Annotated in this window: 15 protein-coding genes; 9 read left to right on the top strand and 6 right to left on the bottom strand. The window is 59.6% G+C overall.

Annotation, left to right across the window (positions count from 1 at the left end; all coding sequences use genetic code 11):
* Positions 1–83 precede the first annotated feature (83 nt).
* The gene (locus tag GS620_RS09770; RefSeq protein WP_171615550.1) at positions 84–662 is read left to right on the top strand and encodes a thymidine kinase; all 579 of its coding nucleotides are present in this window, start codon (positions 84–86) and stop codon (positions 660–662) included.
* Here the strand turns inward: GS620_RS09770 and GS620_RS09765 are convergent.
* The 5 genes from GS620_RS09765 to GS620_RS09745 form a co-directional block, all read right to left on the bottom strand.
* Positions 659–1609, bottom strand: coding sequence for a D-glycerate dehydrogenase (locus tag GS620_RS09765; protein ID WP_171615548.1), 951 nt, complete (start codon positions 1607–1609; stop codon positions 659–661). The two genes, GS620_RS09770 and GS620_RS09765, sit on opposite strands and share 4 nt — an antisense overlap.
* Positions 1609–1947 (bottom strand): tRNA-binding protein, encoded by a 339-nt coding sequence (locus GS620_RS09760; RefSeq protein ID WP_117867910.1) that lies wholly within the window; start codon positions 1945–1947, stop codon positions 1609–1611. Before GS620_RS09760 ends, GS620_RS09765 begins: the two co-directional genes overlap by 1 nt.
* Positions 1940–2755, bottom strand: a complete 816-nt coding sequence (gene proC, locus GS620_RS09755; RefSeq protein ID WP_171615546.1) for a pyrroline-5-carboxylate reductase — start codon at positions 2753–2755, stop codon at positions 1940–1942. Before proC ends, GS620_RS09760 begins: the two co-directional genes overlap by 8 nt.
* A gap of 39 nt (positions 2756–2794) precedes the next feature.
* Positions 2795–3295: a YbjN domain-containing protein gene (locus GS620_RS09750; RefSeq protein WP_152458973.1), complete on the bottom strand. Its 501-nt coding sequence runs from the start codon at positions 3293–3295 to the stop codon at positions 2795–2797.
* A gap of 321 nt (positions 3296–3616) precedes the next feature.
* Positions 3617–3865, bottom strand: coding sequence for an accessory factor UbiK family protein (locus tag GS620_RS09745; protein ID WP_152458974.1), 249 nt, complete (start codon positions 3863–3865; stop codon positions 3617–3619).
* Between the two features lie 97 nt (positions 3866–3962).
* Here GS620_RS09745 and lgt point away from each other — a divergent pair, with 97 nt between their 5' ends.
* The 5 genes from lgt to GS620_RS09725 all read left to right on the top strand — a co-directional run bounded on the left by lgt (position 3963) and on the right by GS620_RS09725 (position 8182).
* The gene (gene lgt, locus GS620_RS09740; RefSeq protein WP_171615544.1) at positions 3963–4850 is read left to right on the top strand and encodes a prolipoprotein diacylglyceryl transferase; all 888 of its coding nucleotides are present in this window, start codon (positions 3963–3965) and stop codon (positions 4848–4850) included.
* Positions 4847–5914 carry a class I SAM-dependent methyltransferase gene (locus GS620_RS09735; protein ID WP_171615542.1) on the top strand — a complete coding sequence of 356 codons (1068 nt, stop codon included), beginning with the start codon at positions 4847–4849 and terminating at the stop codon, positions 5912–5914. The genes lgt and GS620_RS09735 overlap by 4 nt, the downstream gene beginning before the upstream one ends.
* A complete protein-coding gene (gene pgeF / locus GS620_RS09730; protein ID WP_171615540.1) occupies positions 5911–6669 on the top strand; it encodes a peptidoglycan editing factor PgeF in 759 nt (252 codons plus the stop codon). Before GS620_RS09735 ends, pgeF begins: the two co-directional genes overlap by 4 nt.
* A gap of 267 nt (positions 6670–6936) precedes the next feature.
* The gene (locus GS620_RS22200; RefSeq protein WP_256367481.1) at positions 6937–7065 is read left to right on the top strand and encodes a hypothetical protein; all 129 of its coding nucleotides are present in this window, start codon (positions 6937–6939) and stop codon (positions 7063–7065) included.
* Positions 7066–7399: 334 nt separating this feature from the next.
* The gene (locus GS620_RS09725; RefSeq protein ID WP_171168906.1) at positions 7400–8182 is read left to right on the top strand and encodes a Hint domain-containing protein; all 783 of its coding nucleotides are present in this window, start codon (positions 7400–7402) and stop codon (positions 8180–8182) included.
* Positions 8183–8301: 119 nt separating this feature from the next.
* Here the strand turns inward: GS620_RS09725 and GS620_RS09720 are convergent, their stop codons facing one another.
* Positions 8302–8802, bottom strand: a complete 501-nt coding sequence (locus tag GS620_RS09720) for an Lrp/AsnC family transcriptional regulator (RefSeq protein WP_152458979.1) — start codon at positions 8800–8802, stop codon at positions 8302–8304.
* A 227-nt stretch (positions 8803–9029) separates the two neighbouring features.
* On the opposite strand from GS620_RS09720, the gene trxB reads away from it, so the two are divergent.
* The 3 genes from trxB (at position 9030) to GS620_RS09705 (ending at position 13796) form a co-directional block, all read left to right on the top strand.
* A complete protein-coding gene (gene trxB / locus GS620_RS09715; protein ID WP_171615538.1) occupies positions 9030–9971 on the top strand; it encodes a thioredoxin-disulfide reductase in 942 nt (313 codons plus the stop codon).
* A 215-nt stretch (positions 9972–10186) separates the two neighbouring features.
* Complete coding sequence (locus GS620_RS09710) at positions 10187–11878, top strand: adenylate/guanylate cyclase domain-containing protein (RefSeq protein WP_171615536.1); 1692 nt, start codon at positions 10187–10189, stop codon at positions 11876–11878.
* A gap of 196 nt (positions 11879–12074) precedes the next feature.
* Positions 12075–13796 carry a bifunctional sulfate adenylyltransferase/adenylylsulfate kinase gene (locus tag GS620_RS09705; RefSeq protein ID WP_152458982.1) on the top strand — a complete coding sequence of 574 codons (1722 nt, stop codon included), beginning with the start codon at positions 12075–12077 and terminating at the stop codon, positions 13794–13796.
* Positions 13797–13810 lie beyond the last annotated feature (14 nt).

Genomic DNA, 13810 nt, shown 5'->3' with positions numbered 1-13810 from the left:
CCTCTGCGAACGCAACGGCGACGTCGCTCCATCAAAACGATTGATATCTTGTTCCTTTTCCCCAAGCGTTTTAGACCCGCGTCATGGCAAAGCTGTACTTCAACTATTCAACCATGAACGCGGGGAAATCGACCGTGTTGCTGCAAGCCTCGCACAACTATCGCGAGCGTGGGATGCAGACCTACCTGATGACCGCAGCCATTGACGGAAGGGCGGGTGCCGGACGGATCGCATCGCGCATCGGCATCTCGGAGAAGGCTGATACCTTCACGCCCGGCGACGACGTCTTTGCGATGATCCGAAATCGTCTGAACGAAGGTCCCGTAACCTGCGTGTTCATCGACGAGGCCCAGTTCCTGTCCGAAGCGCAGGTCTGGCAATTGGCGCGCGCCGTCGACGATCTGGACGTACCGGTGCTGGCCTACGGGCTGCGGGTGGATTTTCAGGGCAAGCTGTTTCCGGGATCAGCGGCGCTGCTGGCGTTGGCCGATGAGATGCGTGAAGTCCGCACCATTTGCAAATGCGGACGCAAGGCCACGATGGTGATACGTCAGGACGAAAACGGCAACGCCATCACCGAAGGTGCCCAGGTGCAGATCGGTGGCAACGAGACCTATGTTTCGCTTTGCCGCAAACACTGGCGCGAGGCGGTGGGCGACTAGACCGGGTTGGGCAACGCCTCGCCCGCCACAAAGGCCGCCACGTTATCCAGGGCCATGTGTCCCATGCTGCTGCGCACCTCTTCGGTGGCCGTGCCCAGATGGGGCAGCAGGGTGACGTTTTCCATTTCACAAAGGGCCCGGGGTACTTCGGGTTCGAACTCGTAGACATCCAGCCCGGCCCCGGCAATCTGACCCGATTGCAGCGCCGCGATCAGGGCCGCTTCGTCCACGACCTCGCCCCGCGCGATATTGACCAGAATGGCCGAAGATTTCATCGTCTCAAGAACCTGCGCATCGATCAGGTGTCGGGTTTCTGCACCGCCGGGAACGGCGAGCACAAGGAAATCGACCAACGCGGCGAGTGTTTCAAGGTCAGGTGTGAACTCGGCCGGAAAGTCCAGTTGCTTGGCGCTTCGGGATTGATAGGCCACCTGCATTTCGAAACCGAAATGGCACCGGCGCGCGATGGCCTGCCCGATACGGCCCATCCCGACGATACCGACGCGTTTGCCCGTGACATGATGGCCCAGCATCTGTGTGGGATGCCAACCCTGCCATTGGCCTGCGCGGACCAGCCGTTCGCCTTCGCCCGCACGCCGGGCCGTGCTCAACAGCAGGGTCATGGCGATATCCGCCGTGGCGTCGGTGACTGCGCCGGGCGTGTTGGTCACTTCGACGCCTGCTGCGCGCGCGGCCTCGACATCGATGTGGTTGTAGCCGACGCCGAAATTGGCCAGGAGCTTGCACCGAGGCGCGCCTGCATCCGCAAATATCCGAGCCGAAAACTGATCGCCCAGCGTGGGCACGACCACGTCGAAATCCGTCAGAGCCGACAGCATTTCCTGTCGCGACATGGGCGCCGTATCTTTGCGAGTCTCTACGTCAAACGCGGCGCGGGCGCGGGCCTCGACTGCCGGCGTCATCGGGCGCGTGATCAGCAATTTCATCAGTGCATCCGCCCGCCTGTCGGAACTCGGCCGTCGGGGCCGATCAAAACAATCTCGCCGTTTTCATCGGGCAGACCCAGCACCAGAACCTCGGACATGAACCTGCCGATCTGGCGAGGGGGGAAATTGACCACGGCCATGACCTGTTTGCCCACCAGTGTCGACGGATCATAATGCGCGGTGATCTGGGCCGACGTCTTGCGTTCACCGATCTCATCACCGAAATCGATCCACATCTTGATCGCGGGTTTGCGGGCTTCGGGATAAGGTTCGGCGCGGATCACCTCACCCACGCGGATATCGACCTTGAGAAAATCGTCGAAAGAAATCTCACTCACGTGACAGCTCCTTGGATCGGTCGGTTGCGGCCTTGACGGCACGGTGCAGCAAGTCAGGGAAGCCGCGTTCTTCATGCATCAGCACCTCAAGCGCGGCCTGGGTCGTGCCGTTCGGCGAGGTTACGTTGATCCGCAGTTGAGACGGATCCTCATCAGCGGCCATCGCCAGTGCGCCGGCTCCGGCCACCGTCGATTTGGCCAGTTTCATCGCAAGGTCATGCGGTAGACCCTGCGCCTCGCCGGCTTTGGCAAGCGTTTCAATCAGATGGAACACATAGGCAGGACCGGATCCGCTGAGGCCGGTGACCGCATCCATCTGCGCCTCATCCGTCAACAGAACCGTTTCGCCAATTGCCGAGAGCAGGTTTTCCGCAAGCGTCAGATCATCAGGGGATGCGTTTGAATTCCCGATCAGCGCGGTGATGCCCTGACGGATGGCGGCGGGGGTGTTGGGCATGGCGCGAATGATCGGCGTATCGCTGCCCAGAACGGATTCGAACGTGGCAATCGAGGTGCCCGCCGCGACCGAAACAAACAGCGTGCTGCCACCGCCCAGCGCCTGAATGGCAGGCAAGGCCTCGCCCATCATCTGCGGCTTGACCGCGACCAACACCACGGCAGGGGCTTCGGGCAAGGGTGTGTTGATGTTGACGCCCTGCGCCTTCAGCCAGTCGGACGGGTGCGGATCGATCACCCAAACGGACGCCGGCGGGAGGCCGTGTTCCAGCCATCCCGCCAGCATTGCGGACCCCATCTTTCCGCACCCCAGAAGCACAAGCCCCTGTTCGGCCACACGCGTCATGTCCATTTGCCCCTCCCGCGTTACATGTCGGTTCGGGGCAAAGCTTTACGCCCGGCCGTAGGCCTCTGCAATGGCCACTTGCATGGCTTCTTCTGGCTCTCGATTGCCCCAGGTGACCAGTTGAATCGCCGGATAGTACCGTTCCGCGCTCATGACGGCAGCGGTGATCATCGTATCGATCTGTTCGGCGCTGGCTGTCTGCCCTCCGGCAAGGACCAACCCGTACCGGTACACCATCAGCTTCTGGTTCGCCCAATAAGTAAAGGCACCTGCCCAGCACTGATCATTCATCTTGTTGAGCAGCTCATAGAGCTGCATTTCCCGCTCGGCCGGTGGTTCCATTTCGAACGAACACACCATCCGCAGCGTTTCGTCATAGTTGGACCAGGCGAGTGTGATCGAATACGTCCGCCACTGGCCCTCGACAGCCATGGCGATCTGATCGTCCCCAATGCGGTCAAAATCCCAGTCGTGATGTTCGGCCAGATGTTCAACAATGTCGATCGGATGAATGTCTTCTTCGAGATACTGCTCGGAAAGGGCCATAATGCCACCTCACTAATCTCTAGCATTTTGGGGCTGGCAGCGCCCCAGCGCTAGTTGCCTGCTCTACAAACCGGGCTTCCCCCATAGGCCTGTACTAAATATGGTGCGATGTGGCGTGTGTTCTGGCAACCCTATTTGTTGGGGATAACAGCAATAAGTTGTGGACAGATGGCAACGGGGATCAAAATATTGGCTGCCGGGTCAGCTTTGTCTTGATTAAATCCCGCAATGCGTCAGAATGCACGACACCGCACAATCCCGGCTGGATTGCGCGGCGTAAGAGTTCGTCCAAAATTGTGAAAACAGGGAACGCCCGGGGCGTTACTTGTCCAGTTTCGCCTCGAGCGCGGCAATGCGGGCTTCGAGTGCGGCGTTTTCTTCGCGCGCTTTCTGGGCCATGGCGCGGACGGCGTCGAATTCTTCGCGGGTGACGAAATCACGGTCGGCCAGCCAGCGGTCGATCATCGACTTCATCGCGTTCTCGGCCTCTTCCCGCGCGCCCTGCGCGACACCCATGGCGTTGGTCATCAGCTGGGACATGTCGTCCAGTATCTTGTTGCGGGTTTGCATATCACTACTCCGGTATCGCGGTTGATCTCTATATGGGGAAAGAATGCCGCAGGCTCAAGGTTGACTTGCCCTGCAAACCCCGGGCAATGAGACGCACATGCAGGCTGTTCTGAATTTTCCCGATCTGTCGCCCGAATTGTTCTCGATCTCGCTGTTCGGGATGGAGTTCGCGTTGAGGTGGTATGCGCTGGCCTATATCGCGGGCATCCTGATTGCGTGGCGGCTGGCAGTCGTGGCGTTGCGCCGCCCTGCCCTGTGGCCTGCGGACGGCCCGCCGATGAAACCGGACCAACTGGAGGATCTGGTCACCTGGATCATTCTGGGCGTGATCCTGGGCGGGCGGCTGGGTTTCGTGCTGTTTTACCAACCCGGCTATTACCTGTCGCATCCGCTTGAGATCGTGAAGGTCTGGCAAGGCGGCATGGCGTTTCATGGGGGTCTGCTGGGCGTGATCCTGGCCTCGTACCTGTTTGCCCGCCGCCATCAGATCCCCGCCCTGTCGCTGGGCGACCTGGTTGCCTACACCGTGCCACCCGGCCTGTTGTTGGGACGACTGGCCAATTTCGTCAATGCCGAGCTGTGGGGCCGCCCGAGCGAGCTGCCCTGGGCCGTCATCTTTCCCGGTTTTGCCGCGCAGGACTGCCCCGGCGTGGTTGCGGGAATGTGCGCCCGGCACCCCTCGCAGCTGTACGAAGCAGCGCTGGAAGGCGTGTTGCTGGGAGCGTTGTTGCTGTGGCTGGTCTATCGCCGGGGGGCCTTTCAGAAACCCGGCCTGATCATGGGCACGTTTCTGGCCGGTTACGGCGCATCACGCTTTATTGTTGAATTCTTCCGCCAGCCGGATGCTCAATTCGTCTCGCCCGGCAATCCGCTGGGATTGGCCTGGCATCTGGGCGGATATGGCCTGACCATGGGCCAGATCCTGTCATTGCCCATGATCGCGCTTGGCCTGTGGTTTGTCTTTCGCGTAGGGCGGGCAAAATGAGCCTGACCGATCGCCTGATCGCCCGCATCCGACAGGATGGACCGATGAGCGTGGCCGACTACATGGCCGAATGCCTTCTGCATCCCACGCTGGGCTATTACACGACGCGTGATCCGTTGGGGGCGGCCGGGGATTTCACCACGGCACCGGAAATCAGCCAGATGTTTGGCGAACTGATCGGGCTGTGCCTTGCGCAATGCTGGATGGATCAGGGCCGTCCCGCGCCATTCACCCTGTGCGAATTGGGGCCCGGGCGCGGCACTCTGATGAGTGACATATTGCGTGCCACCCGAACCGTGCAGGGATTTCACGATGCTGCCCGGATTGTGCTGGTCGAGGCCTCGCCTGCCCTGAAGCAGGTGCAGGCGGACACGCTGAAGGACTACACACCGAACTGGGCCGACAGTGTCGCAGAGTTGCCGGACCAGCCACTGCTGCTGGTGGCGAATGAGTTCTTCGACGCGCTGCCTGTCCGGCAGTTCCTGCGCGACGGTGGCGGCTGGAGTGAACGCCTGGTCGGTGAGCGCGACGGCGAATTGCTGTTTGGGCGAGGGCCCAACGGGCCGCAGGTGGCGCTGGCGGACAGGCTTTCGGACACCAAGGATGGTGATCTGGTCGAGCTATGCGCCGCAGCGATCCCCATACTGACCGTGATTGCCGGTCGGATCGCCAGCCACGGAGGTGCCGCGCTGATCGTCGATTATGGCGACTGGCATTCGTTGGGCGATACACTGCAAGCCCTGCAAAACCACGAGCCCGCCGATCCGCTGGCGTCACCCGGTCAGACCGACCTGACGGCACATGTGGATTTTGAGCCACTGGCCATTGCGACCCGCGCTTGTGGAGCCAGGCACACACGCCTGACACCGCAGGGCGTGTTTCTGGAACGGCTTGGCATAACCGCCCGGGCACAGGCTTTGTCCCGGTCGCTGAGCGGTTCCGAGCTGGATGCCCTGGCTGCCGCGCATCGCCGGTTGACGCATCCGGCCGAAATGGGAAATCTGTTCAAGGTGATGGGCCTCTATCCGGCCTATGCTGCACCACCGCCGGGATTAGAGCCATGACACTGGAAATTCTGACTTCGGACTTGCTTTCCCCATTTCGGCACGGGTTCTTCACCCGTCGCGGCGGGGCGTCCTCTGGTATCTTCGACGGATTGAATTGCGGTTATGGATCGTCAGATCAAACCGAAATTGTCGCGCTGAACCGCCGGCGGGTTGCCGATGCGATGGGCGTCGCGCCCGAGGCGATGATCGGCGTGCATCAAGTTCATTCCCCAACAGTTCTGACGGTTGAGCAGCCCCCGGAAGGTGAAAAACCGCGCGCGGACGCGGTCGTGACGGCGACACCCGGTCTGGCGCTGACGATTCTGACGGCAGATTGTCAGCCAGTTCTGTTTGCCGATCCCGCGGCCAATGTGATCGGAGCAGCCCATGCGGGCTGGCGCGGCGCGCTTGACGGTGTGCTGGAGGCGACGCTGGACGCCATGGAAGCGCTTGGCGCAACACGCCGGAATATCAACGCCGTCATCGGCCCCAGCATTTCGCAACGCGCCTACGAAGTGGGCCCCGAGTTTCTGGGCGCATTTATCGCCGATTCTCCAGACAACACCCGGTTCTTTGCAAACGGACAGGATGACCGGCTGCAATTCGACCTGCCCGCCTTTGGCTTGCACCGATTGCGGCAGGCCGGTGTCGGGCAGGCGGAATGGACCCGGCACTGCACATATTCCGACCCGGACCGGTTCTATTCCTATCGCCGCACAACACATGCAAACGAGGCCGATTACGGGCGGTTGATCTCGGTCATAAGATTGTGATTTTGGCCCAGATTTAGGCGTCGCGCCACTTTTCCGCCACATTTGTTGTGTTTACCGGACTCAGAATCGTAACGAGTTTTGCCAGCTATCAGATGGTCTTCTGACGTCCTTGTTTCGGACGCTGGCGTGTTGAGTGGAAGGATGGACCGACTATAAATTTCTTGTCTGCAAAACATCCCGGATAAGCCTTATCCATGCCGCAAAGGTGCGTCACAAAAGGTTCATAACGGATGCGGGAAACAAACCCGTTCAGAGCAGGACCAGAAAATGAAAACCAAATCTCGCTTTCTCAAAGCCATGGTTGCCGCCACGCGGAGCCAGAAGCTGGAAATGCCGTGGAAGCGGGTATCAAGCCATTCTGTCAGGGTCGCCAGCCGCATCGCGGCACGACGCTGAGACAGAAACACCCTGAGGCCAAGCTGCCGGTCTCGATTGGGTGAACGCGCTTCGGGCTTGCTCCTGCCCGATGTGTGGTGCGTCGCGATCTGAGGGGGTCGAGACGGATTCAGGAGTTGTGTGTGTGCGGGCAATTTTCGCCCGTGAAGTACGAGTTTGTCTGGGGGGTCAATGTGTTGACCATTGGAAAGCGAGATTTTGTCGCAATGCGGGGTCCGACCGACCGCCGCCCAAGGGTCACCCATTTGTTTCAAGACAAAGAACCAGTTCGCCAGGTTGGCCTGTACGGGGATACGCCGCGCCTGACCGGACAATTTGAGGGGAAGGAATATTTATGACTATTCCTAGTTCACTGGCCCGTGCGGCCAGAAATGCGATCGAAACGACAGCCATGCTGCGGGAAGCACCGCGGCCGGTTGCGAAACCAAAGGCTCAGCTGCGCCGGTATGAAGTCAGCAGCCTGTTGAAAAACGGAAACGTGGTTCAGACCAGACACATCGCGCCCGCTCTGCCAATGTTCGAAGACGCCTTTTGTGCCTTCACGCGCGGATCGCTGGTTGAAACGGAACATGGGCCCATGGCCATCGAAGACCTGATGCCGGGGGATACAGTCCTGACTCAGGATGGCGCGTCGGAAACCGTACTGTGGAAGGGATCTGTCACTCTGATCCCCGGACGCCCGGATTCGCGGGGCCGCACGCGGCCGCTTACGCGCGTCACGGCAGATACATTCGGGATGCAAAAGCCGATGTCGGGTGTAATCGCCGGGCCTGCAGCACGGATCGTGGGCACACCGACGCATTTACGGCATTTGTATGGAAATGACCCGATTCTGACACCTGTGTCCGAATTTCAGGATGGAACGGGCGTGATTGAAACAATGCCGCCGACGCCAGTTGAACTGTTTCACATTTGTCTGAAACGGCATTCCGTTATTCGGGTAGATGGTTTACAGTTCGAAACGTATCACCCAGGTGTGAACGCGGTCCGGATGATCAGCCACTCGTTGCGGTCGGTTTATCTGAACCTGTTTGCGCATATCGAGTCGCTCAACGATTTTGGTCCGCTGCTGATGCCGCGTGCCGGGGACGGAGAAATCGACGCGATGACAGCCTGAGTACGATAGCGATTACTGCATTATGGGGGGCATCATGCAGCTGTTACTAAGTTGGATTCTATCCTTGGCGGTGGCTGCCATGCTGCCACCGAACACCGCACCTGCAAAACGTCTGGGGGTTACGCCGTCCGGTTCATTCGTTCTTCCAGAACGTCGAACGGCACGCCTGGTTCGTCTTTTGCGCCGCGGATAACAAGCGAAGTCTTGACGCTGGCCACGTTTGGCGTGGTCAGCAGTTCACCGGTCAGAAACTGCTGAAAACTGCTTAGATCGGGTGCGACGCATTTCAGGATGAAGTCCACCTCGCCGTTCAGCATGTGGCATTCACGGACAAGCGGCCATTCGCGGCAGCGTTCTTCGAACGCGCGCAGCTCGGTCTCGGCCTGACTGTCAAGACCGACCATGGCGAACACCTGCACCTCGAATCCCAACTCACGGGAATTCACCTCGGCGTGGTAACCGGTGATATAGCCGGATTCTTCCAGTGTGCGCACCCGGCGCAGACAGGGCGGCGCCGAAATTCCGACCCGTTTGGCAAGTTCCACATTGGTCATCCGACCGTCTGCCTGTAGTTCCGCCAGAATTTTGCGGTCGATATCATCCAGCCGAGTCGTGACCATCAAATGCTCCTGATTATTGCGGTTCTTATATCAGCCCCCCACGCGCGCGCAATAATGTTTCGTACATGCGCAATTTTCTTTGTTTTCAAATCTCTCATTTCGCCCTGACCCTGCGCAAGGTGGCTTGAGCGGCCTTGAACAGTAAGGGGCTTTAAGCCGGGTCTGTCGGTCGCTATATCGGGGCGACGGGCCAAAAGCCCAATTCAGGCAATTCGAGCGGAGTTACCATGGCCGACACACGACACACCAAGGTTCTGATCATCGGATCGGGGCCAGCAGGATACACTGCGGGCGTTTACGCAAGCCGCGCCATGCTGGAACCCATCCTGGTGCAGGGTATCGAGCCCGGCGGCCAGCTGACGACAACGACCGAGGTCGAGAACTGGCCCGGCGACACCGAGGTACAGGGCCCGGACCTGATGGTCCGGATGCAGGATCATGCCAAGGCCATGGGTTGCGAAGTGATCGGCGACATCATCAACGATCTGGACCTCAGCCAGCGCCCCTTCACCGCCGAGGGCGACAGCGGCACTACCTACACGGCGGACGCCGTCATTCTGGCGACCGGCGCGCGCGCCAAGTGGCTGGGCCTGCCGTCGGAAGAAAAGTTCAAGGGCTTTGGCGTTTCAGCCTGCGCCACCTGCGACGGGTTCTTCTATCGCGGACAGGAAATCGTGGTGATCGGCGGCGGCAACACGGCCGTGGAAGAGGCCCTGTTCCTGACCAATTTCGCCAGCAAGGTGACTCTGATCCATCGCCGCGATGAGCTGCGCGCGGAAAAGATCCTGCAAGACCGGCTGATGAAGAACGACAAAATCGAGCCTCTGTGGTTCCACGAGTTGGACGAAGTGATCGGTACCGACGCGCCGCTGGGAGTCGAGGGCGTTCGCGTCAAACATGTCAAAACCGGAGAGATCACAGAAATCCCCTGTAAAGGCGTGTTTGTTGCCATCGGCCACGCGCCCGCGAACGAGCTGGTCAAGGACACGCTTGAAACGCATATGGGTGGCTATGTTGTCACCAAACCGGGCAGCACGGAAACCTCGGTTCCGGGCGTGTTCGCAGCGGGCGATCTGACCGATCACGTCTATCGTCAGGCGGTCACAAGCGCCGGTATGGGCTGCATGGCGGCACTGGATGCCGAACGGTTCCTGGCGGAAAACGAATAACGCGCGTTCTGAATGTTGCGGGGCTGCCCCGGTGAGTTCAGATCCGAAGGCCGTCAGCCCTTTCAGTACAGTGCCCCCGGGGTTTAAGGGGGCACTGCACAGCATACGCTGCTCTGCAATCACTGATCGGCAGCCGATGCCACCTGCCAATCCCTTGACCCCCAGCCGGCGGCGTATCAGGATTGCCGAGGGAAAAGCGAAAAACAGGTGAACATTTGAACAACGCTCTTTGGCGCGGCGGGTGGTCAACCCGACTCAGGATCGTCAGTGGTCTTGTGTTGTTTGTGTTCGCGTTCTTCCATTTCATAAATATTGGCTTGGGCCTGTTTCACACGGATTACCTGCACGGGATGCAGGATGGTCGAAAGGCCGTCACACGCCACGATGTCATGAGCGTGCTTTTTTATGCTGCCCTGCTCACGCATGCAGGTCTGGCCCTGACATCGATCGCGCAACGCAGAACCTTGCGCATGCCCTTCAGCACGGCATTGCAGGTCGTTCTGGGCTTGCTGATTCCGCTGCAACTGATCTCGCACATCGTGCAGACGCGGGTCGCGCACGAGATCTATGACGTCAATGACGAGATGGGATATATCATCATCCTGATGTGGCCCAGTATCGCCGTATGGATGCAAAGCGCCTTGTTGCTGATCGTTTGGATACACGGCTGCATCGGTTTGCATATGTGGTTGCGGCTGACCCGGTGGTGGTCGCGGGTCGTGCCCTATCTGATCGGCGTTGCGGTTTTTGTGCCATTATTCGCGTTGGCCGGATTGCTGACCGAAGGTCGACGCATATGGGCCGACTTTGCTGATGAATTCCTGCGCGAGCAATATATCGAGCACTACAATTGGCCATCGCCCGAGACCTTCCAGACCCTGTTCAGTGTAAAAGACTATGGCCTTTTGATCTTCTGGCTGGCTCTGGGGGCGACGGGTCTGGTTTACATCGGGCGCAAACTGTGGCGGCGCAGGCATTCGGTGCGCGTGAATTACGCCAAAGGGCCCGAGGTGGTCGCGGAAAAAGGCATGACGTTGCTTGAGATTTCGCAGGTGAACGGCGTGCCGCACGCCGCCCTGTGCGGTGGAAAGGGGCGCTGCACCACATGCCGGGTCATCGTAGAGGGTGGCAGCGACGCCCTGCCGCCGCCCGGCGACGTCGAAGCACGCAGCCTTGCCGCTGTGGGCGCCTCGCCGCAGACGCGACTGGCCTGCCAGATACGCCCAACGGAACCCACCACCGTTTTTCGGGTTTTCAGGCCAGATGGCGGGCGCATACGCGGACATGCCAGCCAGGGTCAGGAACGTCAGTTGGCTGTTTTGTTTCTGGACATGCGCAGCTTTACCGCGCGCACGACCGGCCAATTACCTTATGACATCGTGTTCCTGCTGAACCGGTTTTTCGATGCGGTCGTGCCAGCCATCACCAAGGAAGGCGGTGTCGTGGACAAATATATGGGAGACGGGCTGCTGGCCGTTTTTGAAAAGCCGAATGCAGCGGCGTCCGCCCGTGCCGGATTGCAAGCCGCCATCGACATCAGTCACGCCCTTGATGAATTCAACGCACAGCTCGAGGCCGAAGGCAGCCCCGGCATTCGAATCGGGATGGGTCTGCATCTTGGGGATCTGGTGGTGGGTGAGATCGGCGCCGCGGGCCATGCGTCGAAAACCATAATCGGCGACGCCGTCAACGTCGCCAGTCGTCTGGAAAGCGAAACCAAGGCGCTGAAGGTCGAACTGCTGGTCTCGCAAGAGTTGCTGAAGGCCGCAGGTGTCGTCGTGCCCCAGAACGATATCAGATTGTTCCAGCTGCGCGGCGTGTCTGAACCGATTCCTGCACTACCCGTCACCCGTGCGTCCACACTTGAGCAGAACGCCACAGAACAGGAACAGAAATTCTCTGCATGAAGCAATAACCTCTGATCGCAAGGATCAGATCATCGATTTGACCCGTGAATTAGAAATTCCTTCCAATTCAAAAATATTCAGCGCATATCCTCCTTTGTTACATTCACGCCTGTGGACTTCGCCTGTCAGTCGGTGCAAACGCCTCGAAACCGCCTGATATCCACTGGCAAATCAACACTGCGACAAGAGAATTCCAATGACGATGTTAAGCAATCTGGCCCCGATCCCCGAACTGTATGTGTCATACGATTCGGCGCAGAAGCTGAAGGTGGAAGCGGCCGACCTGACCAGCTGGGATCTGAGCCCGCGTCAGATCTGCGACCTGGAACTTCTGATGAATGGCGGGTTCAACCCGCTCAAGGGATTTCTGAGCGAAGCGGATTACGACAATGTGGTCGAGAATATGCGCCTGGCCGATGGAACGCTTTGGCCAATGCCCATCACATTGGATGTCAGCGAAGACTTCGCGGATCAGATCGAACTTGGGCAGGATATCGCTCTGCGTGATCAGGAAGGCGTGATCTTGGGCACCATGACCGTGACCGACCGCTGGACTCCGGACAAGTCACGCGAGGCAGAGAAGGTCTTTGGTGCCGATGACGATGCCCACCCGGCAGTGAACTATCTGCACAACGTGGCCGGCAAGGTCTATCTGGGCGGACCGGTGGTCGGAATCCAACAACCCGTGCATTACGATTTTCGTGGGCGCCGCGACACCCCGAATGAATTGCGCGCCTATTTCCGCAAGCTGGGCTGGCGCCGCATCGTGGCCTTCCAGACCCGCAACCCGCTGCACCGCGCGCATCAGGAGCTGACCTTCCGCGCCGCCAAAGAGGCACAGGCCAACCTGCTGATCCACCCGGTCGTGGGCATGACCAAACCGGGCGACGTCGATCATTTTACCCGCGTGCGCTGTTACGAGGCGGTGCTGGACAAGTACCCCGCCTCGACCACCTCTATGAGCTTGTTGAACCTGGCCATGCGCATGGCTGGCCCGCGCGAGGCCGTCTGGCACGGCCTGATCCGCGCCAACCACGGCTGCACCCACTTCATCGTCGGCCGCGACCACGCAGGCCCCGGCAAGAACAGCAAGGGTGAGGATTTCTACGGCCCCTATGACGCGCAGGATCTGTTCCGACAGTTTCAGGACGAAATCGGCGTTGAAATGGTGGACTTCAAGCACATGGTCTATGTGCAGGAACGCGCCCAGTACGAACCGAATGACGAGATTCTCGACAAGGACAACGTCACGATCCTGAACATCTCGGGTACCGAACTGCGCCGCCGCCTGCGTGAAGGGCTGGAAATCCCCGAGTGGTTCTCGTTTCCCGAGGTGGTCGAGGAACTGCGCCGCCGCTTCCCGCCGCGCTCCAAGCAGGGTTTCACCGTCTTCTTCACCGGCTTTTCGGGCTCGGGCAAGTCGACCATCGCAAACGCGCTGATGGTCAAGCTGATGGAGATGGGTGACCGCCCGGTGACGCTGCTGGATGGCGACATCGTGCGCAAGAATCTCAGCTCGGAACTGGGCTTCTCGAAGGAACACCGCGACCTGAACATCCGCCGCATCGGATATGTGGCGTCCGAGATCACCAAGAACGGCGGCATCGCCATCTGCGCCCCGATCGCGCCCTATGCCACCACGCGCCGTGCTGTCCGGGAAGAAATAGAACAGTTCGGTGCCTTCTGTGAGGTACATGTGGCCACCAGCATCGAGGAATGCGAACGCCGCGACCGCAAGGGTTTGTACAAGCTTGCGCGCGAGGGCAAGATCAAGGAGTTCACCGGCATCTCGGACCCTTACGATGTTCCGGAAAACCCCGAGCTGCGCGTCGAAACCGAAAATGTCGAAGTCGACAACTGCGCCCATCAGGTGCTGCTGAAACTGGAAAGCATGGGCCTGATCGCAGCAAACGGATAACGGTTTCATCTGAC

Origin of the sequence: Ruegeria sp. HKCCD6428 (genome assembly GCF_013110595.1) — a bacterium.
Lineage (GTDB): Bacteria > Pseudomonadota > Alphaproteobacteria > Rhodobacterales > Rhodobacteraceae > Ruegeria.
Note: the sequence above shows the minus strand (reverse complement) of the source record. Positions and strands in the feature narration are given on the sequence as shown.